This is a genomic window from Pseudomonas sp. GW821-FHT09D08, from assembly GCF_059416305.1.
Window position 1 is genome coordinate 329912 of sequence record NZ_JBWKOX010000002.1, and the last position, 25146, is coordinate 355057.

Here is a 25146-nt window from a genome sequence, read left to right on the forward strand (position 1 = left end):
GCCATCTAATGGCATGATTTAAATACAGAGGTAATTGCGATGCGCATCAGCATATTTGGTTTGGGTTACGTTGGCGCAGTGTGTGCCGGTTGCCTGTCTGCCCGTGGCCACGAAGTGGTCGGCGTAGACATCTCCAAGGAAAAGATCGACCTGATCAACGCCGGCAAATCGCCGATCGTCGAGCCAGGTCTGGGCGAACTATTGAGCCAGGGCATCGCAAACGGTCGACTGCGCGGCACCACCAACTTCGCCGACGCCATCCGTGATACTGACCTGTCGATGATTTGCGTCGGCACGCCGAGCAAGAAAAACGGCGACCTGGAACTCAACTACATCGAATCGGTATGCCGCGAGATCGGTTTTGTCCTGCGTGACAAGACCACCCGCCACACCATCGTGGTACGCAGCACCGTGTTGCCGGGCACCGTCGCCAACGTGGTGATCCCAATCCTCGAAGACTGCTCCGGCAAGAAAGCCGGCGTCGACTTCGGTGTTGCGGTCAACCCGGAATTCCTGCGCGAATCCACCGCCATCGCCGACTACGACCTGCCACCGATGACCGTCATCGGCGAATTCGACAAAGCCTCCGGCGATGTCCTGCAGTCGCTGTACGAAGAACTCGACGCCCCGATCATCCGCAAGGACATCGCCGTAGCCGAGATGATCAAGTACACCTGCAACGTGTGGCACGCCACCAAGGTCACCTTCGCCAACGAGATCGGCAACATCGCCAAGGCGGTCGGCGTCGACGGTCGCGAGGTGATGGAAGTGGTCTGCCAGGACAAGACCCTCAACCTGTCCCAGTACTACATGCGCCCAGGCTTCGCGTTCGGCGGCTCCTGCCTGCCTAAAGACGTGCGCGCCCTGACCTACCGCGCCGGCTCCCTGGACGTGGAAGCACCGCTGCTCAACTCGCTGATGCGCAGCAACGAGTCCCAGGTGCAGAACGCCTTCGACATCGTCGCAGGCCACGACAAACGCAAAGTCGCCCTGCTGGGCCTGAGCTTCAAGGCCGGTACCGACGACCTGCGCGAAAGCCCGCTGGTCGAACTGGCGGAAATGCTGATCGGCAAGGGCTACGACCTGAGCATCTATGACAGCAACGTCGAGTACGCCCGTGTCCACGGTGCAAACAAGGACTACATCGAAGGCAAGATCCCCCACGTGTCGTCCCTGCTCAACTCGGACTTCGATGATGTGATCAACAACTCCGACGTGATCATCCTCGGTAACCGCGACGAGAAGTTCCGTGCCCTGGCGCAGAACGCACCGCACGGCAAGCAAGTGATCGATCTGGTGGGCTTCATGTCCAAGGCCACCAGTACGACAGGCCGTACCGAAGGCATTTGCTGGTAACAGCAACGGTAAGTTTCGAGCTGCAGGCGTACCAATCCCCAGCGCTTGCAGCTCGAAGCCTTCTTCACCTTCGGATGACGCTTATGTCCAAGTTAAAACACGTACTGCTCCAATCCGCCGGCTGGCTGTTCTTTCTGAGCCTGCTGATGGGTCTCGCCCTGCTGTTGCCGGCGAGTACGTTCGACTCCGAGTCGAAGAATTTTATTTTCCTGATTGGCGCCGTCGGTATCTGGCGCTACTCGATGGGTGCTACGCATTTCTTTCGCGGCATGCTGTTCCTGTACGTGGTCTACCCCCACCTGCGCCGTAAAGTGCGCAAGCTGGGCAAGGCTGCCGATCCGTCCCACGTGTTCCTGATGGTCACCAGCTTCCGTATCGATGCGCTGACCACCGCGCAGGTCTATAGCTCGGTGATTCGCGAGGCCATCGAATGCGGCTTCCCCACCACCGTGGTCTGCTCGCTGGTGGAAATGTCCGATGAGCTGCTGGTCAAGAGCCTCTGGGAACGCATGAACCCGCCGGATCACGTCAAGCTCGACTTCGTGCGGATCGCCGGTACCGGCAAGCGCGACGGCCTGGCCTTCGGCTTCCGCGCCATCTCCCGCCACCTGCCGGACGACCGCGCCGTGGTTGCCGTGATCGATGGCGACACCGTGCTCGCCGAAGGCGTGGTGCGCAAGACCGTGCCGTGGTTCCAGCTGTTCGGTAACGTCGGTGGCCTGACCACCAACGAATTCTGCGAAGTGCGCGGCGGCTACATCATGAGCGAGTGGCACAAGCTGCGCTTCGCCCAACGCCACATCAACATGTGCTCCATGGCCCTGTCCAAGCGCGTGCTGACCATGACCGGCCGCATGTCGGTGTTCCGCGCCAACGTCGTGACGGACCCGGGCTTTATCGCCGACGTGGAAAGCGACTCCCTGCAACACTGGCGCCTGGGCCGCTTCAAGTTCCTCACCGGTGACGACAAGTCCAGCTGGTTCAGCCTGATGCGCCTGGGCTACGACACCTTCTACGTGCCCGATGCGGCGATCCACACAGTGGAACACCCGCCGGAAAAGAGCTTTATCAAGGCCAGCCGCAAGCTGATGTTTCGCTGGTACGGCAACAACCTGCGCCAGAACTCCCGAGCCCTGGGCCTGGGTGTGCGTCGGCTGGGCCTGTTCACCAGCATCGTGCTGTTCGACCAGCGCGTGTCGATGTGGACCTCCCTGCTCGGCCTGACCGTGGCAATCATCGCCACCTTCAAGTACGGCGGCGCGTTCATCCTCGCGTACCTGCTGTGGATCGGCATCACCCGCCTGATCCTGACGCTGCTGCTGTCGTGCTCCGGCCACAAGATCGGCCCGGCTTACCCGGCGATTCTCTATTACAACCAGATCATGGGCGCGTTGGTGAAGATCTACGTGTTCTTCCGCCTTGATCAACAGTCCTGGACCCGCCAGGACACCAAACTGACCCGCGATTTGGCCAGCTTTCAACGTTGGTTCAACACCTGGTCGTCTCGGACCATGACCTTCTCCGCCGGCAGCATCTTCGTTGCCGTGTTGCTGATGATGGTCTGACAGCCAAGCCTGAATTAACCAAGGAATTACACCGTCATGAACAGCCAAGTAAACGCCAACGTTGTCCACGAGTCCGAAGCCCAGCGCCAACATGCCCGGGTCAAAATCCCGGCCAAGCTGCGCTTCTTCAACACTGACCGCACCCAGACCGAAGCGCGGGTGATCGACCTGTCCGCCGGCGGCCTGGCGTTCACCGCCACCCAGCCGTTGACCGTGGGTGAAGTGCACAAGGGTCGCCTGCAGTTCGTCATCGATAACCTCGGCCTGGCCATGGACGTAGAACTGCAGATCCGCTCCTACGACCGCCAGACCGGCCGCACCGGTTGCCAGTTCCAGAACCTCGACGCCCAGGATATTTCCACCCTGCGCCACCTGATCACCTCGCACCTGTCCGGCGACATCGTGACCATGGGTGACGTGCTGGCGACCCTGCAACGCGACAACTTCACCAAGGCGCGCAAGGTCAAGGACAGCGGCAGCAACATGAGCGCCTTCGGTCGCCTGCGCGCCGTGACGTTCAGCCTGGCAATCTTCCTCGTCGGCCTGGCAGCCTTCGGTTTCGTGTTCAAATCGGTGTACGGCATGTACTTCGTCAGCCACGCCCAGGCGGGCCTGGTCAGCGTGCCCGGCATGAACGTGACCATGCCCCGCGACGGCACCGTGCAAAGCCTGCTCAAAGGTGACGCGGTGGCGGCCAAAGGTGCACCACTGGCGACCTTCAGCACCAGCATGCTGGATGTGCTCAAGGGCCACCTGGACGAAGACCAGCTGCAGCCGGCCAAGGTCGAAGAGCTGTTCGGCAAGCAAATGACCGGCACCCTCACCTCGCCGTGCGATTGCGTGGTCGCCCAGCAACTGGTCGCCGACGGCCAGTACGCCAGCAAAGGCGACGTGATCTTCCAACTGGTGCCACGCGGCAGCCAGGCTAACGTCGAAGCTCGCTTTACCTATCGCCAGTTCGGTGACGTGCGCCCAGGCACCCCGGTGAGCTTCCAGGTGGCCGACGAAGAGCAGACCCGCACCGGCACCATCGTCAGCAGCACCAGCCTGAACAGCGCCGACCTGTCCTCCGACATCCGCGTACAGATCAAGCCTGACGCCCCGCTGGACAGCGCCTACGCCGGCCGCCCGGTGGAAGTGACCAGCGACCGTGGCCCATCCCTGAACTGGCTGATCGATAAAGCCATGGCTGCGGGTCTTTAATCATGAGCGCCCTTCGAACCCTGCCCGTGCCCCTGGCGCTGGCCATCGCCCTCGCCGGTTGTGCCGGCCTGCCCGACCAACGCCTGGCCAATGAAGCGCTCAAGCGTGGCGACACCGTCACCGCGCAGCAGAATTACCAGCAACTGGCAGAACTGGGTTACAGCGAGGCCCAGGTGGGCCTGGCCGATATCCAGGTAGGCACCCGCGATCCGGCGCAAATCAAACAGGCCGAGGCCACTTACCGTGCCGCGGCGGATACCTCGCCGCGCGCCCAGGCCCGCCTCGGTCGCCTGCTGGTGGCCAAGCCAGGCTCCACCGAAGCCGAACACCATGAAGCCGAAGGCCTGTTGAAAAAAGCCTTTGCCAATGGCGAAGGCAACACCCTGATCCCGCTGGCGATGCTGTACCTGCAATACCCCCACAGCTTCCCCAACGTGAATGCCCAGCAGCAGATCAGCAAGTGGCAGGCCGCCGGTTACCCGGAAGCCGGCCTGGCCCAGGTCCTGCTGTATCGCACCCAGGACACCTACGACCAGCATCTGGATGATGTGGAGCGCATCTGCAAGGCCGCGCTGAACACCACCGATATCTGCTATGTCGAGCTGGCCACGGTCTACCAGAAAAAAGCCCAGCCGGAAAAACAGGCCGAACTGCTCAAGCAGATGGAAGCCGGCTACAGCCGCGGCACCGTCACCGCACAACGCGTCGACAGCGTCGCCCGCGTATTGGGCGACGCCACGCTGGGCAAGACCGACGAGAAAACCGCCCAGGCCCTGCTGGAAAAAATCGCCCCCGGCTACCCGGCTTCCTGGGTCAGCCTGGCGCAACTGCTCTACGACTTCCCCGAACTGGGCGACGTCGACCAGATGATGAAGTACCTGGACAACGGCCGCGCCGCCGACCAGCCGCGCGCCGAGCTGTTGCTGGGCAAGCTCTACTACGAAGGCAAGTGGGTGCCGGCGGACGCCAAGGCGGCTGAAGCGCACTTCCAGAAAGCCGTGGGCCGCGAAGTGGCTGCCGACTACTACCTCGGTCAGATCTACCGCCGTGGTTACCTGGGCCAGGTCTATTCGCAAAAAGCCCTGGACCACCTGCTGACCGCTGCGCGCAACGGCCAGAACAGCGCCGACTTCGCCATCGCCCAATTGTTTTCCCAAGGCAAGGGCACCAAGCCCGACCCATTGAATGCCTATGTCTTCAGCCAATTGGCCAAAGCCCAGGGCACGCCAGAGGCCAACGACCTGGCCACGCAGCTCGAAGCCCCGCTTACACCGGAACAACGCGCCCAAGGCCAACGCCTGGTGCAACAGGAACTGGCCGCCCGCGGCACCCTGGCCCAGAGCACGCTGCAACTGCACGCCCTGGAAGAAGAAGACGGCGAGGAATCCCTATGAAGCTCAATCCATTCGTGCAGGCCGGCATCGGCCTGACCTTCGCCCTGCTGTGGTCGTGCCCGACCCTGGCCGCGCTGACCGAAGCCAAGAATTTCGGCCTGGAAGTCAAAGTCACCGGCCAGTCCGAAGATGACCGCGACCTCGGCACCCAGAAAGGCGGCGACGTCAACGGCATCGGCCTCGACCTGCGCCCGTGGATCTACGGCGAAAGCGGCAACTGGAGCGCCTACGCCATGGGCCAGGCGGTTGCTTCGAGCGACATCATCGAGACCGACACCCTGCAACAGTCGGCGGATGACGAAAACCAGCAAACCACCAACAACGACCGCAAGACCAAGAAAAACTACCTGGCCATGCGCGAGTTCTGGGTCGGCTACAGCGGCTTCACGCCCTACCCCGGCGAGATCCTCAAGCTCGGTCGCCAACGCCTGCGCAATGACGACGGCCAATGGCGCGACACCAACATCGAAGCGCTGAACTGGACCTTCGACACCACCCTGCTCAAGGCCAATGTCGGCGTCGCCGAACGTTTCAGCGAATACCGCACCGACCTCAAGGAACTGTCGCCCAAGGACAAGGACCGTCAGCACCTCTACGCCGACGCCTCCTACCAGTGGACGCCGGGCCAGTGGATCGGCCTGCGTGGCCACCACACCCATGACAACGGCAAGCTCGACTACCCGGAACCGGGCGTCGCCACCGATTCGCTGGACAAGCGCGAGAACGGCGACCTGACCTGGCTCGGCATCGAAGCCAACAGCGACGCCTACAATTGGCGCAACACCAACACCGTCAACTACTGGGCCAGCATCACCGGCATGAAAGGCGACCGCGACTCGGTCAATGCCCTGAACGCCGACGGCACCCGCCCGACAGAGGCCAAGCGCAGCGATGACGTGAGTGGCTGGGCGACCGACCTGGGTATCCGCCTGCGTCTGGACCCGCAGTGGCAAGTGGGCGCGGCCTACTCCCGCGCCAGTGCCGAGTACGAGCAGAACGGCCTGCAAAGCAACCGTTCGAACTGGACCGGTACCCAGTCCCGCGTGCACCGTTTCGGCGAAGCGTTTCGCGGCGAGATGAACAACATGCAGTCCATGAGCCTGTTCGGTTCCTGGCAGCTGCGTGAGGACTACGACGCCAGCCTGGTGTACCACAAGTTCTGGCGCGTCGACGGCAACAAGCCGGTGGGCAGCAATGGCATTGACGCCGTGCAGAACAACACCGATGACGTCACCGGCGCGATCCTGTCCAGCACTTCCCTGCCCCTTGAAGACGGCAAGAAAGACCTGGGCCAGGAGATGGACCTGGTCGTCACCAAGTACTTCAAGACCGGCCTGCTGCCCGCCGCGCTCAGCCAGTCAATCGACGAGCCGTCGGCCCTGGTGCGGTTCCGTGCCGGTGTGTTCAAGCCAGGTGATGCCTACGGCAGCCAGGTCGACTCGTACATGCACCGCGCGTTTGTCGACGTGATCTGGAAATTCTGATGGGAGCCTGTGCAATGAATGCTCAAAGCCTACTCGTCGCGGCAATGCTGATGGCCAGTGCCACAGCGTTTGCCGATACGGCGGCCAAGGCGCCGACCATCGCCAAGGAACTGCAACAGGCCAAGACCTACACCATTTCCAGCCCGCCGACCGCGCCGCTGGAAATGGCCAAGCCAGCCCTGCCTGACCTGTCGGGTTATACCGCCGCAGCGATGGAAAAGAAGATCGTACGCACCAGGCCCGGCAAGATCAGCATCCGCCGCATGATGCAGGAAGACGCCCTCAAGGACTTTATCGGCGGCGACAACAAGATGGCCGAATGGGTGGTGCGCCAGCACGGCATTCCCCAGGCGATCTTTGTCGACGACGGCTACATGAACCTCAAGGACCTGCTGGGCAAAGTGCCCAAGCAGTACTTCAGCGAAACTTCGCCGGGCGTGTTCCTGGCCAAGTTGCCGATCGTGGTCGGGCGCAAGGGCATCCTGGACATCGATAAAAACACCCAGGAGCTGCGCCTGTCCCAGGAGGGTGGTTCGTTCCTGATCAACGACGGTCAGCTGTTCGTGCGTGACACCAAAATCACCGGTTGGAGCGAAAAGGCCAATGGCCCGGCGCTGTTCAAGTCGCCCAAGGAATTCCGCCCGTTCCTGCTGGCCTGGGGCGGCACCGAGACCTACGTCTCCAAGACCAAGATGGCCAGCTTCGGCTATGCCAACAGTAAGTCGTACGGGGTGAGTATTTCCCAGTACACGCCGAACATGGCCAAGGTGCTCAAGCGCCCCGAGCCGACCGGCTGGATCATTGATTCCGAGTTCTCGGACATGTGGTACGGCTTCTACTGCTACGAGACCACGGGCTTCGTGATCAAGGGCAACACCTACAAAGACAACATCGTCTACGGCATTGACCCCCATGACCGTTCCCACGGCCTGATCATCGCGGACAACACCGTCTACGGCACCAAGAAGAAGCACGGCATCATCATTTCCCGTGAGGTGAACGACAGCTTCATCTTCAACAACCGCAGCTACGACAACAAGCTTTCGGGCCTGGTGATCGACCGTAACAGCGTGAACAACCTGATCGCCGACAACGAGATCTACCGCAACCACACCGACGGCATCACCCTCTATGAGAGCGGCGACAACCTGCTGTGGGGCAACAAGGTGATCAGCAACCGTCGCCACGGCATCCGCGTGCGTAACAGCGTGAATATCAAGCTGTACGAAAACACCTCGATGGCCAACGGCCTGACCGGCGTGTACGGCCACATCAAGGATTTGACCGACACCGACCGCGACATCGCCCTCGACCCGTTCGACGCCAAGGTCTCGCTGATCGTGGTCGGCGGTGAACTGGCGGGTAACGGCAGCGGGCCGTTGTCCATCGACTCGCCACTGAGTATCGAGCTGTACCGCGTGTCGATGCTGGCGCCGACCAAATCCAGCGGCATCAGCTTTTCCGGCGTGCTGGGCGATCGCCAGGAAGAAATTCTCGACCTGCTGGTGCGCCAGCAGAAAGCCGTGCTGATCGACCCTGTCGAACGCCAGACCGAAATGCAGGACTGAGGATGACCCTTATGCACCCACACATGATCAAACTGCTGAGCCTCTCGGGTCTGACCCTCGGCCTGCTCGCGGCCAGCCAGGGCGTGCGCGCCGACGAAATCAAGGCGCCGACCTTCACCGCCGAGCCCTGCTGCAGCCTGTGCCCGGCCGCCCATGACGCGAAGAACTACACCACGCGCTACCAGCAGAACTTCACCACCCTGGTGCAAGCCCAGGGCGACTGGCTGTTCCGTACCCAGGAAGACCTGCGCACCGAATTCGACACCAGCCCGGCCGGCTACAAGCGCATGCAACAACTGCACGACGCGTTCAAGGCCAAGGGCGTGGAGCTGGTAGTGGTCTACCAGCCGACCCGTGGCCTGGTGAACCGCAACAAGCTCAACCCCGCAGAAAAAGCCTCGTTCGATTTCGACAAGGCCCTGGGCAACTACAAGACCATGCTCGGCCGTTTCGCCAAGATGGGCTACGTGGTGCCGGACCTGTCGCCGTTGACCAACGAGCAACTGCCGGACGAACTGCCGGCCCATGATTTCTACTTCCGCGGTGACCAGCACTGGACTCCATACGGCGCCCAGCGCACGGCGAAAATCGTCGGCGCCAAGGTGCGTGCAATGCCTGAGTTTGCCGATATTCCCAAGCGCGAATTCGAGACCAAGCGCTCCGGGCGCATGGGCAAGACCGGCACCCTGCACAACATGGCCGGGCAATTGTGCGGCACCAGCTACGCCATCCAGTACATGGACCAGTTCACCACCGAGCCGAAAGGCGAAGCCGGCGACGGCGACCTGTTCGGCGATTCGGGCAACCCGCAGATCACCCTGGTGGGCACCAGCCACAGCGGCAAGAACTACAACTTTGCCGGGTTCCTGGAAGAAGAAATCGGCGCCGACATCCTCAACGTCGCCTTCCCCGGCGGTGGCCTGGAAGGCTCGATGATCCAGTACCTGGGCAGCGACGAATTCCAGAAGAGCCCGCCGAAAATCCTGATCTGGGAGTTCTCGCCGCTGTATCGCCTGGACCAGGAGACCATCTACCGCCAGATGATGGCGCTGCTCGACAACGGCTGCGAAGGCAAGACCGCGCAGATGAGTGCAAGCACCTCGTTGAAACCCGGCAAGAACGAATTGCTGGTCAACAGTTCGAACAAAGACCTGCGTAATGCCAATCACCAGGTTGATATCCGCTTCGCCGACCCGTCGGTGAAAACCTTGCAAGCCACCCTCTGGTACATGAACGGGCGCCACGAGGACATCAAGATCGAGAAACCCGAAACATCCGAAACAGACGGGCGTTTCGCCTTTGAACTGCGCACCGATGAAGACTGGGCCTCGCAGAACTTGCTGGCCGTGGAAGTGCAGGGCCCCGAAGCGGGCGCTGCCGCGCAGAAGGTCGAAGCGAAAATTTGCACACGCAACGTATTCCCAGCGGGTGGTCAACAGACTGCCTCGACAGGGCAATGAGGTTACTTATGCAGAAGTTATGGATTCCATCGTTGCTGGGCCTGGCGATCTTCGCCGGTTCGGTCAACGCCGCCGCCCCGCTGCGTCCGCCCCAGGGCTACTTCGCACCGATTGAAGCGTTCAAGACCGGCGACTTCAAGGAAAACTGCGACACCATGCCGACGCCCTACACCGGGCCTCTGCAATTTCGCAGCAAGTACGAAGGTTCCGACAAAGCCCGTTCGACCCTGAACGTGCAGTCGGAAAAAGCCTTTCGCGACAGCACCGCCGACATCACCAAGCTGGAAAAAGACACCAGCAAGCGCGTGATGCAATTCATGCGCGACGGTCGCCCGGAACAGCTCGAATGCACCCTGAACTGGCTGGTGTCGTGGGCCAAGGCCGATGCGTTGATGTCCAAGGACTTCAACCACACCGGCAAGTCCATGCGCAAATGGGCACTGGGCAGCATGGCGTCGGCCTATGTGCGCCTGAAGTTCTCCGACTCGCACCCGTTGGCCAACCACCAGCAGGAATCGCAACTGATCGAAGCCTGGTTCAACAAACTGGCCGATCAGGTGGTGAGCGACTGGGACAACCTGCCGCTGGAAAAAACCAACAACCACTCCTACTGGGCCGCCTGGTCGGTGATGGCAACGTCTGTCGCCACCAACCGGCGCGACCTGTTTGACTGGGCCGTCAAGGAATACAAGGTTGGCGTCAACCAGGTCGACGACCAAGGCTTCCTGCCCAACGAGTTGAAGCGTCAGCAGCGTGCCTTGTCGTACCACAACTACGCGTTGCCGCCGCTGTCGATGATCGCCAGTTTTGCCCTGGTCAACGGTGTCGACCTGCGCCAGGAAAACAACAGCGCGCTCAAGCGCCTGGGCGACAAAGTGCTGGCCGGGGTCAAGGACCCGGAGATCTTCGAACAGAAGAACGGCAAGGAGCAGGACATGAAGGACCTGAAGCAGGACATGAAATTCGCCTGGCTCGAACCCTTCTGCACCCTCTACACCTGCGCGCCGGATGTGATCGAACGCAAGCACGGGATGCAGCCGTTCAAGACCTTCCGCCTGGGGGGTGACCTGACCAAGGTCTACGACCCGACGCATGAGAAAGGCAATAAAGGTTCCTGAGCGAACTCGGTAAAAAATGTGGGAGGGGGCTTGCCCCCGATAGCAGGGTGTCATTCAACACAGATGGCGACTGTTACACCGCCATCGGGGGCAAGCCCCCTCCCACATTTTTGAGCCGGTTTCGTCAGTAGGAATGTTGTACCGCCCTCCCCGTTTTTTCGTGGGGGGTTTGGGGGGGCTCTGGCCCTTGACTGTTGGTTAAACATGGAGAGATCGGGATGGTTTTCTCGTCCAATGTGTTCCTGTTTCTGTTCTTGCCGATCTTTCTCGGCTTGTACTACTTGAGCGGGCAACGCTATCGCAATCTGCTGCTGCTGATTGCCAGCTACGTGTTCTACGCCTGGTGGCGAGTGGACTTCCTGGCGCTGTTCGCCGCCGTCACGCTGTGGAACTACTGGATCGGCCTCAAGGTCGGTGCCGCCGGCGTGCGCACCAAGCCGGCCCAACGCTGGCTACTGCTGGGCGTGGCGGTCGACCTGTGCATCCTCGGCTACTTCAAGTACGCCAACTTCGGCGTCGACAGCATCAACGTCATGATGAAGTCGGCCGGCCTGGAGCCATTCATCCTCACCCACGTGCTGCTGCCGATCGGGATCTCGTTCTACATCTTCGAGTCCATCAGCTACATCATCGACGTGTACCGTGGCGATACCCCGGCGACCCGCAATCTCATCGACTTCGCGGCGTTCGTGGCGATCTTCCCGCACCTGATCGCCGGCCCGGTCCTGCGTTTCCGCGACCTGGCCGACCAGTTCAATAACCGCACCCACACCCTCGACAAGTTCTCCGAGGGCTGCACGCGGTTCATGCAGGGTTTCATCAAGAAGGTCTTCATCGCCGACACCCTGGCGGTGGTGGCCGACCATTGCTTCGCCCTGCAAAACCCCACCACCGGCGATGCCTGGCTGGGGGCGCTGGCCTACACCGCGCAGTTGTACTTCGACTTCTCCGGCTACAGCGACATGGCCATCGGCCTGGGCTTGATGATGGGTTTCCGCTTCATGGAAAACTTCAAGCAGCCGTACATCAGCCAGTCGATCACCGAGTTCTGGCGGCGCTGGCACATCAGCCTGTCCACCTGGCTGCGTGACTACCTGTACATCACCCTGGGCGGCAACCGTAAAGGCACGCTGACCACCTACCGCAACCTGTTCCTGACCATGCTGCTCGGTGGCCTGTGGCACGGTGCGAACATCACCTACATCGTGTGGGGTGCCTGGCACGGCATGTGGCTGGCGATTGAAAAAGCCATCGGCCTCAACACCGCACCGCGCAGTTTCAATGTCCTGCGCTGGGCCTTCACCTTCCTGCTGGTGGTGATGGGCTGGGTGATCTTCCGCGCCGAGAACCTCCACGTCGCGGGCCGTATGTACGGTGCGATGTTCAGCTTCGGCGAGTGGTCGCTGTCGGAACTCAACCGCGCCAGCCTCACCGGCCTGCAAGTCGCGACCCTGGTGGTAGCGTACGCAACATTGGCGTTCTTCGGCCTGCGCGACTTCTACACCAACCGCCCTGCCGAGAAAACCAAGCCGGCCGACCCGAGCCTGATCAAGGCCGTGCCGGGCGACAACCCGGGCAGCATCCACGAGCCAGGTTTCACCGTAGGTCGTGACGCTGCCGTGCAACCGGCCTACTGGACCGCTGACTGGCCACGCTACGCCATGCGCGCGGCGGTGCTGCTGCTGTTCGTGGCGTCGATTCTCAAACTGTCGGCGCAGAGTTTCTCGCCGTTCCTTTACTTCCAATTCTGAGGGAGCCGACCATGACCCGTTCATTACGCGTCCTCTATATCGGCCTGTTCCTGGTGCTGCTGCTGGCCCTGGGCGCCTGGTCGCTGCGCAGTTTCCTGGGCTTCAGCACCAACGCCGACGCGACCGTGCTCAACGGTCGCTGGACCAAGGCCGTCGAGACCCATTACGACGAGGAGTTCCCGATCAAGCGATTGGGCACCAACCTCTGGGCCGCGCTGGACTACAAGCTGTTCAATGAAGGCCGCCCTGGGGTGGTGCTGGGCCGCGATCACTGGTTGTACAGCGACGAAGAGTTCAACCCCGCCGTCAACGAAGACCAGAACCTTCAAGGCAACTACGCGCTGGTCGAAGGCGTGCGCCAGAAGCTCAAGGCCCAGGGCATCCAACTGGTGATGGCGATCGTGCCGGCCAAGGTGCGCCTGTACCCGGAGCACCTGGGTGAAGTGAAACCGGCGAGCATCCACGCCAACCTGTACCAGGACTTCCACGCCCGTGTGGCCGCCGACAAGATCATCGCCCCGGACCTGCTCGGCCCGCTGCAACAGGCCAAGCTGGGCGGCAAGCAGGTATTCCTGCGCACCGACACTCACTGGACCCCGGACGGCGCGGAAATCGCCGCCAAGCAATTGGCTAAAACCATCGCCGACAAGACCCCGCTCCACGGCGAGCCGCAGCGTTTTGTCACCGAGGCCGAGAAGACCGAGCCGCATAAAGGCGACCTGCGTCTGTTCCTGCCCCTGGACCCGCTGTTCGAAAACCTGATGCCACCGAAAGAGCCGCTGGAAAAACGCGTCACGCACCTGGCCGAAACCAAAGGCGACGACGCACTGTTCAGCGACAGCGAAACCCCGGTGGCCCTGGTGGGCACCAGCTACAGCGCCAACCCCAACTGGAACTTCGTCGGCGCCCTCAAGCAAGCCTTGGGCAGCGATGTGGTCAGCTACGCCGAAGACGGCCACGGCCCGATCCTGCCGATGCTCAGCTACCTGAAAAGTGACGACTTCAAGAACAGCCCGCCACAGGTGCTGATCTGGGAGTTTCCTGAACGCTATCTGCCCGTGAACAACGAAATCGGTGATGCCGACCCATCGTGGGTTGCGCAACTTAAACAAGCCGGTTCGCGCCAACAAAACATGGCACTGAACACCCCAGCTAAAAACCCAAAATCCGAGACGCCCGACCGGGCGCAAAACTGAAAGAGAGGTAACTCACATGACTTTCACTACTACTCCGCGTCGTCTCGCTAAGACTCTGGCCCTGGCTGCCGGTATGAGCTTGGTATCCCTGTCCGCCTTCGCCGGTGACGCTGCCTTGTACGGCCCAGTTGCACCGAAAGGCTCAAGCTTCGTGCGGATCTACAACGCCTCCAACCAGGAAGTCAGCGCCACTGTCGGCAGCACCAACCTCAGCGACGTGGCCCCGCTGGCCAGCAGCGACTTCAGCTTCATGCCCGGCGGCGACTACAGCGCCAAGGTCGGCAGCCAGACCGTGCCGGTCAAGCTCGCCCCGGACCACTACTACACCCTGGTCAACAACAACAGCGGCCAGCCGCAGCTGATCGAAGAGCCGCCGTTCAAGAACAAGCAGAAATCCCTGGTGCGCGTGCAGAACCTCAGCGACAAGGCCCTGACCCTGAAAACCGCCGACGGCAAGACCGACGTGGTCAAGTCGGTGGCCGCCAAAGGCCGTGGCGAGCGCGAAATCAACCCGGTGAAGGTCAGCCTGGCGCTGTATGACGGCGACAAAAAAGTCGGCGACGTGAAGCCAGTGGCCCTGGAGCGTGGTGAGGCAGCGGTGCTGTACGTCACCGGTTCGGGTTCGAGCATTTCGCCAGTCTGGGTAAAACGCCCGGTGTCGACCCGCTGAATGAATTTTCCGGGTCGGCTGCGGCCGGCCCGGACACGAGACAAAAACAAGAGTGAAACGACAAACCTTCGTAGCTCTGACCCAAATTGATTCAAGGAGAAACACATGATCCCAGTAATCCTTTCCGGTGGTAGCGGCTCACGTCTTTGGCCGCTTTCCCGTAAACAGTTCCCAAAACAATTCCTGGCCCTGACCGGCGAGCACACGCTGTTCCAGCAAACCCTGGAACGCCTGGTGTTCGAAGGCATGGACGCCCCGATCGTGGTCTGCAACAAGGACCACCGCTTTATCGTCAACGAGCAACTGGCCAACCGTAAGCTGGAATGCCAGCGCATCCTGATGGAACCCTTCGGCCGCAACACCGCGCCGGCCGTGGCCCTCACCGCGATGATGCTGGTCAACGAAGGCCGTGACGAACTGATGCTGGTGCTGCCGGCCGACCACGTGATCGACGACCAGAAAGCCCTGCAACGCGCCCTGGCCCTGGCCACCGTGGCCGCCGAGCGTGGCGAAATGGTGCTGTTCGGCGTACCGGCGACCCGCCCGGAAACCGGCTACGGCTACATCAAGTCCACCAACGATTCGCTGCTGCCCGAAGGCGTGAGCCGCGTGCAGCAGTTCGTGGAAAAACCCGATGAAAAACGCGCCGTCGAGTTCGTCAAAAGCGGCGGTTACTTCTGGAACAGCGGCATGTTCCTGTTCCGCGCCAGCCGCTTCCTGGAAGAGCTGAAAAAGCACGATCCGGACATCTACGACACCTGCGTGCTGACCCTGGAGCGCAGCCAGCAAGACGCCGATACCGTGACCTTCGACGAAGCCACCTTCGCCTGCTGCCCGGACAACTCCATCGACTACGCCGTGATGGAAAAAACCCAGCGCGCCTGCGTGGTCCCCCTGAGTGCGGGTTGGAGCGACGTAGGTTGCTGGGCGTCGCTGTGGGCGGTCAACGATAAAGACGCCAACGGCAACGTCACCAAGGGCGACGTGGTGATCCAGGACAGCAAGAATTGCATGATCCATGGCAACGGCAAGCTGGTGTCGGTGATCGGCCTGGAAAACATCGTCGTGGTGGAAACCAAGGACGCGATGATGATTGCCCACAAGGACAAGGTCCAGGGCGTCAAGCAGATGGTCAACACCCTCAACGAACAGGGCCGCAGCGAAACCCAGAACCACTGCGAAGTCTATCGTCCGTGGGGCTCCTACGACTCGGTGGACATGGGCGGCCGCTTCCAGGTCAAGCACATCTCGGTCAAGCCGGGCGCGTGCCTGTCGTTGCAGATGCACCACCACCGCGCCGAACACTGGATCGTGGTCAGCGGCACCGCCGAAGTCACCTGTGACGAGAACGTGTTCCTGCTCTGCGAGAACCAGTCCACCTACATCCCGATCGCCTCGGTGCACCGCCTGCGCAACCCGGGCAAGATCCCGTTGGAGATCATCGAAGTGCAATCGGGCAGCTACCTGGGCGAAGACGATATCGAGCGGTTTGAGGATATCTACGGGCGCTCGACCCCGGTTGAACGTGGCGTGTCGGTGAAAACTATCGCGCAGTAAAACAGTCGTACAAGAAGCCCTCGCCCAGCCCATTGCGTCCCCTATCCGCAGTGGGTTGGGTGGGGGCTTTTTCGTTCAATACCCGTCAAGGCGTACCGACGAACCAAGGCATGCTCTCATGCCTGGTTCTTAACGAGCCCAGTTACGCGGAGCATAGGCGTTATAGTTGCCATGTTCTTTAGGCTCAGCATTTTTGTACGTGTTCTTGCCAATTTTCTCGGCAGCTTTGCCCCCCCACATAAGAGCCGAACCGGCCACTTTCGAGGTAAGACCGCCCGAGCCTGCCAGTTGCTTACCGGCCACTTTTGCCGCCGCCCCACCCACCGTCAACACGGCCCCAAAAGCTTTATTTTTAGTCGAGTCATTCATGTGAAGCGCCATGGATGGCAAAAAATGCGAACGGACTTGATCATTGATACCTTGCAGTACAGTTTGCTTCAAGCTCGTGAGCCCCAGACTTTGCATTCGAGGTCCCGAGCGCGATTCGCCGGGGTCGGCCCCCGTTTGAGTGACGCTTGCTGAGTGACTGGGCGCCGCTGAGGAAGCGGATACATTGAGAGGGGTGGACAGGCTTGGAGGCGCGTCTGAAACGTTCATAAAATAGTTCACCTGATGTAAGTGTGAAGTTGAGTTCCCGCTTGGACCAGCCAAGCCTTCTTGCACAAACTCTGTGGAAAATTATTCAAGTCAGTTCCCAGTATCATCGGATGTAAATACCTGACCACGAGGAAAAAGCCCCCCCACGATAGGCAATCGGGTGAGCCCGCGAGTAGGATGTTTTATCCCTGTGCGAGGTTGTTGTTATGTTCTTCGGTGTTTTGCTGATCATCACCTGGCTGATCCTCCTGCTGCGCTACCCGGCCAAGGCCCTTCCAGTTTCCCTTGCTGCCTTGGCAGGCCTGGGTTGCGTGGCCGTCTGGGTGGTCTGGCTGGACAGCCGCGAAGCCTCGCAATTGGCGCGCCTGGAACTGCGCATCACCTACGCCCCGCAGGAGTGCCCGGCCGACCGCCCGCTCAAGCTGACCCTGAACAACGGCAACGACGTACCCCTCACCGAACTGCGCTGGCGCGTCGCCGCCTATGCGCCGGGCGATACGGTCAACCTGGCCGACAACGTCTACGCCGCCCCGCGCTATCGTGGCCCCGGCGAGTTGCAGGCCGGCGCCACTTGGGACGACTGCCTGCCCACCCCGCCCCTGCGCCCCGGCTATCGCGCGCAAACCCTGGAATTTCGCGCCGAGCACCTGCAAGGCAGCTTCTCGGACTGACAAAGGACTGATCCATGCCCAACGTACTCATCACCGGTTGCTCCAGCGGTATTGGCCGCGCCCTGGCCGAGGCCTTCAAATCCGCCGGTTTCAACGTGTGGGCCAGCGCCCGCCGCCCGCAAGACGTCACCGCCCTCGCCGCCGCGGGTTTCAATGCCGTCGAACTCGACGTCAACGACAGTGCCGCTTTACAGCGCCTGGCCGAACAGCTGGGCGAGCTGGATGTACTGATCAACAACGCCGGCTACGGCGCCATGGGTCCGCTGCTCGATGGCGGCACCGAGGCGATGCAGCGCCAGTTCGAGACCAACGTATTTTCCATCGTCGGCGTGACCCAGGCGCTGTTCCCGGCCCTGCGCAAGCGCAAAGGGCTGGTGGTGAATATCGGCAGCGTTTCCGGCGTGCTGGTCACGCCGTTTGCCGGCGCCTACTGCGCGTCCAAGGCGTCGGTGCATGCGTTGAGTGATGCACTGCGCATGGAGCTGGCACCGTTTGGCATCCGAGTGATGGAGGTGCAGCCAGGCGCCATCAATACAAGCTTCGCAAAAAACGCCGGCGCCCAGGCCGAACTGTTAATCAACGAAAAATCGCCGTGGTGGCCGTTGCGCGAGGGCATTCGCGCACGCAGCCAGGCCTCTCAGGACAAGCCCACCCCGGCCAGCGTGTTTGCAGCAGATGTGCTCAAGGCGGTGCAACAACCACAGCCACCGCGCCTGTTGCGTTCGGGCAATGGCAGCCGGGCGTTGCCGTTGATGGCTGCGTTGTTGCCCAAGGGATTATTGGAAGCCGTGTTGAAAAAACGCTTTGGTTTGAATGGGAGTTTGTAAATGATCGACTACAGCGATTTTTTTGAAGAAGTGATCCAGACCCACGTCGAGATCGAGCAATGGTTTGCCGGGGTTGCGCCAGAAGGCACCCTGCAAAGCCTGCTTGCGCGCTTCTCGCCCGAGTTCAGCATGATCGCCCCCGCCACCGGCACACGCGTCAATGCAGCCGGGGTCAACGCGCTGTTCACCCGCCTGGGCGGCATGCGCCCGGGGTTGAAAATCACCTTGAGTGAAATGGCTGGGATTGACCGGCATGCGCGGGGAGCGACGGTGACTTATCGCGAGCATCAGATCGATGCCAGCGGCACACAGACGGATCGTCGCGCCACGGTGGTGTTTGAAAAGCAGGCCAGCGGCGCGTTGCTGTGGCGTCATCTGCATGAGACTTTTGTGCCTCAGGCTCGCAGCCAATAATGGCCAACTAGCACCTGTCAGATCTGACAGTAGACGCGGTATCACACCAAGACCAGACTGAAAACGTCGCCCGATTTGAACACTCAAGGTATCCACGCGGCAGACTTTCCTCTCCAACCAAAGAAGGAACGCGTTGATGCGTACGTCCAAAAAAACCTCAAAGACGCAACCCGGCACGCTGGATCCCGACTTCGGTATTGGAGGGGTGCAAGCCCTGGAAAAAATTCTCGAAGATCATGGTGATCTGAACGTTCGCTTTCGCTTCGGAGGACTTGCAACCGCGAAGGATGGCAAGCTTTTGTTCAGCGCCAGCGTGTATAGAAACCACGACGACCAATACCTATACGGCTTGGGCCGCCTGAGCGCCGACGGCAGCCTGGATAAATCGTTTGGAACGAACGGGCTGGTCACCGGTGATTTTTTACCCTCGCTACCGGCCGGTGGTTCAAGGCTGACCGTACAATCGGCCGGCAACATCCTGATGCTGGGCTGGACATGGCGCAGTGCATCCAATGGCTGGGCGGACTTGGTGATTGCACGTTTCAACAGCGAAGGTAAGCCCGACACGAATTTTGCCGAGCAAGGACGGCGCATTCTGCCTACCAAGGACTACGAAGAACTCATAGGAGAATCAGCGACAGTACACGTCCAGAGCAACGGACGTATTTTAGTGAGCGCCAACTATGCAACCCGCGGCAATCCGGACCAGACCATGGGAGTGCTGTTTCGCCTGCAGCCCAATGGTGCACTGGACGAAAGCTTCAACAAAACTGGCAGGCTGGAGTTCAAACTTGCCGGCTCCAATGTGGCCACTGCGATCAACGCGTGTATCAGCCAGGGCAGTGATCACAAAATAGTGTTTGTTGGACATGCCCGGTTTATTCCCACCCTCAAGACCGCCCTGTTTGCCCGCCTCAACCCCGACGGCAGCCCGGACGCCGGCTTTGGCAGTCCCAAGACGCCGGGGTTTCATCTCATGGACAGGATCAAGGATCACACCACCTTCAACGCTCTGATCAAGCGCGAGGAGGACAACAGCCTTGTTGGCGCCGGTCAAATTGGGCAGGGCGGCGCCAAAAGCACAAAAGGTCTCATGCAGGCCATTACCCCAAACGGCGCCGTGCACCAACTGTTCAATAACGGTAAACCCCTGATCAGCCATTTTGATGGCAGCCACGACAATGGCTGGCAATGCATCATGCAAACCCGCACAGGCAACCTGGTGACGGCGTCAACCGGCAACTGGATCTACATCGCTCAATTCAAAACCCACGGCGTGCTGGATCTGGCCTTCAACAACAAGGGTTACAACGACATGCAGTCCGAACCCAGATCCCCCCCTGTGCTGCTGACCGAACGGGGTGACCAGCGAATCATCGCCGGTGCGAACGTCTCGGGTATCGATGATAAGGGTGTAGGCCAGCTAAGGTGCTTATTCGGCTAGGGGCACGCTATCGACAATCACCGTGCAGGTAATCCCCGCCGCCAACAATACCCCCTCCGGCACTTCATCAATATGAATCCGCACCGGTACGCGCTGGGCCAGGCGCACCCAGTTGAAAGTCGGGTTCACATCGGCGATCAGTTCGCGGCTCTCGGGGTTGTCGCGGTCGTAGATGCCGCGCGAGATGCTTTCTACGTGCCCCTTCAACGTCTCGCCGCTCATCAGCTGCATGTCGGCTTTGTCACCGACTTTCACATGGGGCAGCTTGGTTTCTTCGAAGAAGCCATAGACCCAGAACGAGTTCATATCCACCACGGCCATCTTGGCTTCGCCGATGCGTGCGTAGTCGCCGCGATGCACGTTGAGGTTGGTGACGTAGCCGTCCACCGCCGCCACGACCTGGGTGCGTTTCAAGTTGAGTTCGGCCGCTTCGAGTTGTGCCAGTGCGTGCTGGTAATCCGCCAGGGCCGAGTCGGCGATGTTGCTGGCGTCGTCGCGGTTTTCCCTGGAGATCACCAGGGCGTCGAGGTCGGCGCGGCGGTGGGCGTTGACCTTGCGCATTTCCCAGGTGGCCTTGCGCGAGGCGACCAGGGACTGCGCCTGCTTGACCGCGATGCGGTAGTGCTCGGGGTCGATCTGCATCAGCAGGTCGCCCTTTTTCACCAACTGGTTATCGCGCACCGGCACGTCGACCACTTCGCCGGTGACGTCGGCGGCGACGTTGATAATGTCGGCACGCACGCGGCCGTCGCGGGTCCACGGCGTTTGCATGTAGTGCACCCACAACGTGCGGCCAATCCAGATCGCCAAGGCCAGTACCAGCAAGGTCGCGAGCAGGCTGAAAAACTTTTTCATCGGGGCATTCTCAACGGTAGACGGTCAGCGCCAGGGCGCCGAACAGGCAAACGAACAGGCTCAGGCGCAGCAGCGCCGGGTGCCAGAAAAACCGGTACAGGTCGAAGCCGGCCAGGAAGCGGTCCAGGGCCCAGGCCAACGCGGCCGCAATCAGGAACATCAGGGTCATGGTCGGCATATAGATGCCGTGGAATGCGATTTCACGAGGCATTCGGGGTTCCTTTGAGGGCCGCCAGCGGTGATTGCGGGTCCAGCAACGAGGTGCGGATAAAGTGCAGGTAGCTTTTCACCCGGCGCAGGGCCGAGGTGTCGAAGTGCGGGGCGAAGGGTTCGTCGGTGGCCTGCACGCGGCTGATCGCGTGGTCGACGGCGATCAGGCCACGCTCCAGGTTGCTGGCGCTGGGTTGCAGGAACAGGCGCACCAACGAACGCCCCATGACCCGGATCGCCTGGCGCCACGGCTGGGATTCGGCATAGGCCGGGTGCACCGGCAGGATCGCCTGCTCCTTGCGCAACTCGATGATCGCGTGACCGACCTCCAGCACCACGAACATCCAGCGCAGCAGGTCGCGTTGCACTTGCGGCTGGCCGACAGCGAGGCCGTAGGCCTGGTGCAGCAGGTCTCGGGTGCGACTTTCGAAACTCGACGCCAACCCCTTGAGCTTGCCGCTGATGGCATACACCACCTGTTCGCGCAGGTCCTGCTCCAGGCGGCGCCACAGCCAGCGGCTGTTGGGCGGCAGGATGATCGCCCCCGCCGCCGCGCACACCAGCATGCCAATGATCATGGCGATGTAGTCGTTGATAAAGGTGTAGGGGTTGTAGACCGTGAGGTTGTCCGGCACCGAACCGGTGCTGAAGAAAATCAGCAGGCCCACGCCCACACCGGCGTATTGCGGGCGTGAGGCGAGGAACGCGCCGAGGATGATCACCGGGGCGAGCATCACGCACAGCAACGGGAAGCCGTCGATCCACGGGAACACGAAGAACATTTCCACAAAGCCCACCAACGCGCCGATCAAGGTGCCGCAGGCCATCTGGAACGCCATGCGCTTGGGGTTGGGCGTGGCGGCGGACAGGCCGACGGTGGCAGCGGCGATCAGGGTCATGGTGGCACCGCTGGGCCAGGCCGTGGCCACCCAATAACTGCCCAGCACAATCAGGATGAACGACGCGCGAATCCCCGAAGCGGCGCAGGCCAGCCAGTTGGTTTTCGGACTGAAGGTTTCGTCCCATTGCTCCCGTGCATGGCTGTGATCGGCCAGGGAGGCATGGGTTTGCGCGTAGTTGTGCAGGTCATCGACGAAGCGGTAGAGCAGCTCATAAGCGGTGTGAAAATCCAGCTGTTCGGCCTCGCTCGGATTGCCCTCCTGGAAGGTCGTACGCAGGCTGCGGACCTTGGCGGGCAGGCTGTCCTTGTAGGCGCTGAGTTGGCTGACCAGGCGCGCGGCGTCGGGGCTGGTGAGGGCGCGGCCGGAGAAGCCGTCAAGGACTTCGGCGAGGTCCTGCAGGCCCGGCTTGATCGCCGCCACCACGTGATCCGCGGCGTCCGTGCGCAGGCGTTCGAGCAACTGGTGCAAGGCATTGAAGCGCGTGGTGATGCCCATGAACTCGCTGTTGAGGCGGCTGAGCCGACCGTTGCGCCGGCGCATATGCGGGTCTTCGAACACCGTGAGGCTGCGCAGCCCTTCCAGGCCCACGGCCTCGGCGATAAAGCGCACATTGCTGGCCTCGAACCCTTCGCGCTGGCTGCGCCCGCGCAGGCCGTCGGTGACGAACAGCGCAAACACGCCAAAGCGCTGATAGAGCGCATTGCGCATCGCGGCGCTGGAGGTCTGCGGCAGGATCGCCGCGCTGACCAGGGTGGAACACAGGATCCCCAGGGAGATTTCCAGCACTCGCCACACCGCCGCCATAAAAGCGCCGTCCGGATGAGCCAGGGCCGGCAGGCCGACCATCGCCGCCGTATAACCCGCAAGTACAAACCCGTAGGCGCGAAAGTTACGGTTGCGTGTCGCGCCAGCGGTGCAAATGCCGACCCAGATGGCCAGCGCCCCCAGGAACAACTCGGTGTTCTGCGCAAACAACGCGATCAACACCACCATCACCGCCGACCCCGCCAGGGTGCCGAGGAAACGATAGAAGCTCTTGGCGAACACCTGGCCGCTCTGGGGTTGCATCACGATAAATACGGTGATCATCGCGGTGCGCGGTTGCGGCAGTTCCAGGCGCATGGCCAGCCACAGCGTGAGGAACGCCGCGATCAGCACCTTGAAGATGTACACCCAGGTCACGCCGTCGCTGCGTGCCCAGTCGAAAAAACCACGGCGCCACTCAAGGGAATGCAGCCAGCGCAGCGGTGCAGGCATTGGAGTCATTAAATCCTACTCAGTGACCAAACTATTCAGTGATCAAACATGGCAAGCGCCGCCGGGGTCTTGCTCGGGAGGGTCTTGGCGTCCTGCGGTAGGTCTTTGCCGGCGTCGAGACCGCCACCCAGTGCGGTCACCAGTTCGGCATGGGCGCCAAGCCGCGCAGCCTGGACCTGCTGCTCAATCTGTTGTTGGCGAAACAGCAGGGTCTGCGCGTTGAGCACATTGAGGTAATCGGTCAGGCCGCGCTGGTAGGCGATCATCGCGATATCGTAGGTCTTCTGCGCCGAGGCCACCGACTGCGCCGCAAATGCTGCTTGTTTGTCCATGGATTCACGGCGAATCAACTGGTCGCTGATGCCCTTGAGCGCATTGACCAGGGTCTGGTTGTAGCGCGCCACGGCGATGTCATAGCCGGCGCTGGCTTCTCCCAGCTCGGCACGCAGGCGGCCGCCGTCGAAGATCGGCAAGGTGATCGCCGGGCCGACGGAGTAGTTGAATTTCTTGCCGGCGAGAAACGCCAGCATGCCGCCGCCGGTGGCCATGTAGCCGAGGCTGCCGACCAGGTCGACGTTGGGGTAGAAACCGGCGTGGGCCACATCGATGCCACGGGCTTGCGCCGCGACCTGCCAACGGCTGGCAACCACATCCGGGCGCTGGCCGAGCAATTGCGCGGGCAGGCTCGAGGGCAGCTTCAGCGGTGCAGCAAGGGACAGCGTCGGACGCTGCAAGGTGGCCCCCACGCCCGGGCCCTTACCGGCAAGCGCCGCCAGTTGGTTACGGCTCAGGGCGATTTCTTCGTCCAGGGCATCCAATTGACGATGGGTTTCCGGCAGCGGCGTTTCGGCCTGGCTCACGTCGAAATGGGTGCCGATCCCGGCATCCAGGCGTTTGTTGGCCAGGTCGAGGATCTGCTGTTGCTGGGCCAGGGTCGCTACGACGATATCGCGGTTGGCGTAATGCAACGACAGCTGGATATAGGCGCGCACCACGTTGTTCTGCAGTTCAAGCTGGGCCTGGCGGGCTTCGGCCGCGCTCATGTGGGCCAGGTCGACGGCACGCTCGGTGGCGTTGCTTTCGCGGCCCCACAGGTCGAGGGCGTAGCTCAGACCCAAGGACGCATTGTTGTCCCAGGTGTTGGCACCGCTCAACTCACCCGGGCCGTAGAACTGATCCTTGGGCCAATTGTGGCGTTTGAGGGTGGTATCAGCATTGATCTGCAGCGACTCGGCCGACTCGGCAACCCCGGCCATGGCCCGCGCCTCCCGCACCCGCGCGGCCGCCATGGCCATGCTCGGGCTGCTTTGGGTGGCGAGTTCGACCCAGCGGTTGAGCTGGGGGTCGCCATAGGCCTGCCACCATTGTGCGGTGGGCCAGTGGGCGTCCTGGGCGGCGCTGCGGATCGCTTCGTCGGTGGCCAGGGTAGTGGCATTGAGCGCCTGGCCTTGGGGGGCGATTCCTCCGGTTCCGATGCAGCCGCTGATTGCTAACGATAAAGCACAAACACTGAGAGCCTTCAGCCCTCTGTTAATGAGAGTCTTCAGCTCTCTGCTGATGCGACGCGGCACGGCGAACGAATTCCTGAGGTGGTGTTGCGGGGAGAAGTGGCGCAATTCTAGGCGGCGGCACGGAGCGCGATAAGCA

Annotated in this window: 21 protein-coding genes; 16 read left to right on the forward strand and 5 right to left on the reverse strand. The window is 61.5% G+C overall.

All coding sequences use genetic code 11. The features are described 5' to 3' along the window. The first annotated feature begins 39 nt into the window (after positions 1-39). From AC07OP_RS04490 to AC07OP_RS04545, 12 genes are all read left to right on the forward strand, one after another. Positions 40-1356 carry a nucleotide sugar dehydrogenase gene (locus tag AC07OP_RS04490; protein WP_092487137.1) on the forward strand — a complete coding sequence of 439 codons (1317 nt, stop codon included), beginning with the start codon at positions 40-42 and terminating at the stop codon, positions 1354-1356. Positions 1357-1439: 83 nt separating this feature from the next. Then, the gene (alg8, locus tag AC07OP_RS04495) at positions 1440-2921 is read left to right on the forward strand and encodes a mannuronan synthase (RefSeq protein WP_161985711.1); all 1482 of its coding nucleotides are present in this window, start codon (positions 1440-1442) and stop codon (positions 2919-2921) included. 36 nt (positions 2922-2957) lie between these two features. Continuing rightward, a complete protein-coding gene (locus tag AC07OP_RS04500; protein WP_027604726.1) occupies positions 2958-4124 on the forward strand; it encodes an alginate biosynthesis protein Alg44 in 1167 nt (388 codons plus the stop codon). 2 nt (positions 4125-4126) lie between these two features. Beyond that, a complete protein-coding gene (gene algK, locus AC07OP_RS04505; RefSeq protein ID WP_027604727.1) occupies positions 4127-5518 on the forward strand; it encodes an alginate biosynthesis TPR repeat lipoprotein AlgK in 1392 nt (463 codons plus the stop codon). Beyond that, positions 5515-7002, forward strand: a complete 1488-nt coding sequence (locus AC07OP_RS04510) for an alginate export family protein (RefSeq protein WP_253493353.1) — start codon at positions 5515-5517, stop codon at positions 7000-7002. Before algK ends, AC07OP_RS04510 begins: the two co-directional genes overlap by 4 nt. Beyond that, positions 7002-8570 carry a mannuronan 5-epimerase AlgG gene (algG, locus tag AC07OP_RS04515; protein WP_098480350.1) on the forward strand — a complete coding sequence of 523 codons (1569 nt, stop codon included), beginning with the start codon at positions 7002-7004 and terminating at the stop codon, positions 8568-8570. Before AC07OP_RS04510 ends, algG begins: the two co-directional genes overlap by 1 nt. An 11-nt stretch (positions 8571-8581) precedes the next feature. Next, positions 8582-10030, forward strand: a complete 1449-nt coding sequence (locus AC07OP_RS04520) for an alginate O-acetyltransferase (RefSeq protein ID WP_495101181.1) — start codon at positions 8582-8584, stop codon at positions 10028-10030. Between the two features lie 8 nt (positions 10031-10038). Beyond that, a complete protein-coding gene (locus AC07OP_RS04525; RefSeq protein WP_083236343.1) occupies positions 10039-11148 on the forward strand; it encodes a mannuronate-specific alginate lyase in 1110 nt (369 codons plus the stop codon). Positions 11149-11366: 218 nt separating this feature from the next. Further along, a complete protein-coding gene (locus tag AC07OP_RS04530; RefSeq protein WP_027604732.1) occupies positions 11367-12899 on the forward strand; it encodes an MBOAT family O-acyltransferase in 1533 nt (510 codons plus the stop codon). Positions 12900-12910: 11 nt separating this feature from the next. Beyond that, positions 12911-14095 carry an alginate O-acetyltransferase gene (locus AC07OP_RS04535; RefSeq protein WP_027604733.1) on the forward strand — a complete coding sequence of 395 codons (1185 nt, stop codon included), beginning with the start codon at positions 12911-12913 and terminating at the stop codon, positions 14093-14095. A 16-nt stretch (positions 14096-14111) separates the two neighbouring features. Beyond that, entirely contained in the window at positions 14112-14765 is a 654-nt protein-coding gene (locus AC07OP_RS04540; RefSeq protein ID WP_027604734.1) for an alginate O-acetyltransferase AlgF, read from the forward strand. A gap of 105 nt (positions 14766-14870) precedes the next feature. Continuing rightward, on the forward strand, positions 14871-16322 hold the full coding sequence (locus AC07OP_RS04545) for a mannose-1-phosphate guanylyltransferase/mannose-6-phosphate isomerase (protein WP_065924237.1): 1452 nt from the start codon (positions 14871-14873) through the stop codon (positions 16320-16322). A 129-nt stretch (positions 16323-16451) separates the two neighbouring features. Here the strand turns inward: AC07OP_RS04545 and AC07OP_RS04550 are convergent, their stop codons facing one another. Beyond that, positions 16452-16763 (reverse strand): hypothetical protein, encoded by a 312-nt coding sequence (locus AC07OP_RS04550; protein ID WP_147296017.1) that lies wholly within the window; start codon positions 16761-16763, stop codon positions 16452-16454. A 362-nt stretch (positions 16764-17125) separates the two neighbouring features. On the opposite strand from AC07OP_RS04550, the gene AC07OP_RS04555 reads away from it, so the two are divergent. The 4 genes from AC07OP_RS04555 to AC07OP_RS04570 all read left to right on the forward strand — a co-directional run bounded on the left by AC07OP_RS04555 (position 17126) and on the right by AC07OP_RS04570 (position 20275). After that, positions 17126-17590: a multidrug transporter gene (locus AC07OP_RS04555; RefSeq protein ID WP_115486682.1), complete on the forward strand. Its 465-nt coding sequence runs from the start codon at positions 17126-17128 to the stop codon at positions 17588-17590. 14 nt (positions 17591-17604) lie between these two features. After that, complete coding sequence (locus tag AC07OP_RS04560) at positions 17605-18417, forward strand: SDR family oxidoreductase (protein WP_495101164.1); 813 nt, start codon at positions 17605-17607, stop codon at positions 18415-18417. Beyond that, positions 18418-18831 (forward strand): DUF4440 domain-containing protein, encoded by a 414-nt coding sequence (locus tag AC07OP_RS04565; RefSeq protein WP_065924239.1) that lies wholly within the window; start codon positions 18418-18420, stop codon positions 18829-18831. A gap of 136 nt (positions 18832-18967) precedes the next feature. Continuing rightward, on the forward strand, positions 18968-20275 hold the full coding sequence (locus AC07OP_RS04570; protein WP_495101163.1) for an NHL repeat-containing protein: 1308 nt from the start codon (positions 18968-18970) through the stop codon (positions 20273-20275). On the opposite strand, the gene AC07OP_RS04575 is transcribed toward AC07OP_RS04570, so the two are convergent. Genes AC07OP_RS04575 through AC07OP_RS04590 form a run of 4 tightly spaced genes read right to left on the reverse strand, consistent with a single transcriptional unit; the run spans position 20264 to position 25070 of the window. Beyond that, positions 20264-21130 carry an efflux RND transporter periplasmic adaptor subunit gene (locus tag AC07OP_RS04575; RefSeq protein WP_495101162.1) on the reverse strand — a complete coding sequence of 289 codons (867 nt, stop codon included), beginning with the start codon at positions 21128-21130 and terminating at the stop codon, positions 20264-20266. The genes AC07OP_RS04570 and AC07OP_RS04575 overlap by 12 nt on opposite strands. A 10-nt stretch (positions 21131-21140) precedes the next feature. Then, a complete protein-coding gene (locus AC07OP_RS04580; protein ID WP_027604741.1) occupies positions 21141-21341 on the reverse strand; it encodes a DUF1656 domain-containing protein in 201 nt (66 codons plus the stop codon). Continuing rightward, positions 21331-23508, reverse strand: a complete 2178-nt coding sequence (locus AC07OP_RS04585; protein ID WP_495101161.1) for an FUSC family protein — start codon at positions 23506-23508, stop codon at positions 21331-21333. The genes AC07OP_RS04580 and AC07OP_RS04585 overlap by 11 nt, the downstream gene beginning before the upstream one ends. A gap of 26 nt (positions 23509-23534) precedes the next feature. After that, the gene (locus tag AC07OP_RS04590) at positions 23535-25070 is read right to left on the reverse strand and encodes an efflux transporter outer membrane subunit (RefSeq protein ID WP_495101160.1); all 1536 of its coding nucleotides are present in this window, start codon (positions 25068-25070) and stop codon (positions 23535-23537) included. Between the last annotated feature and the right edge of the window lie 76 nt (positions 25071-25146).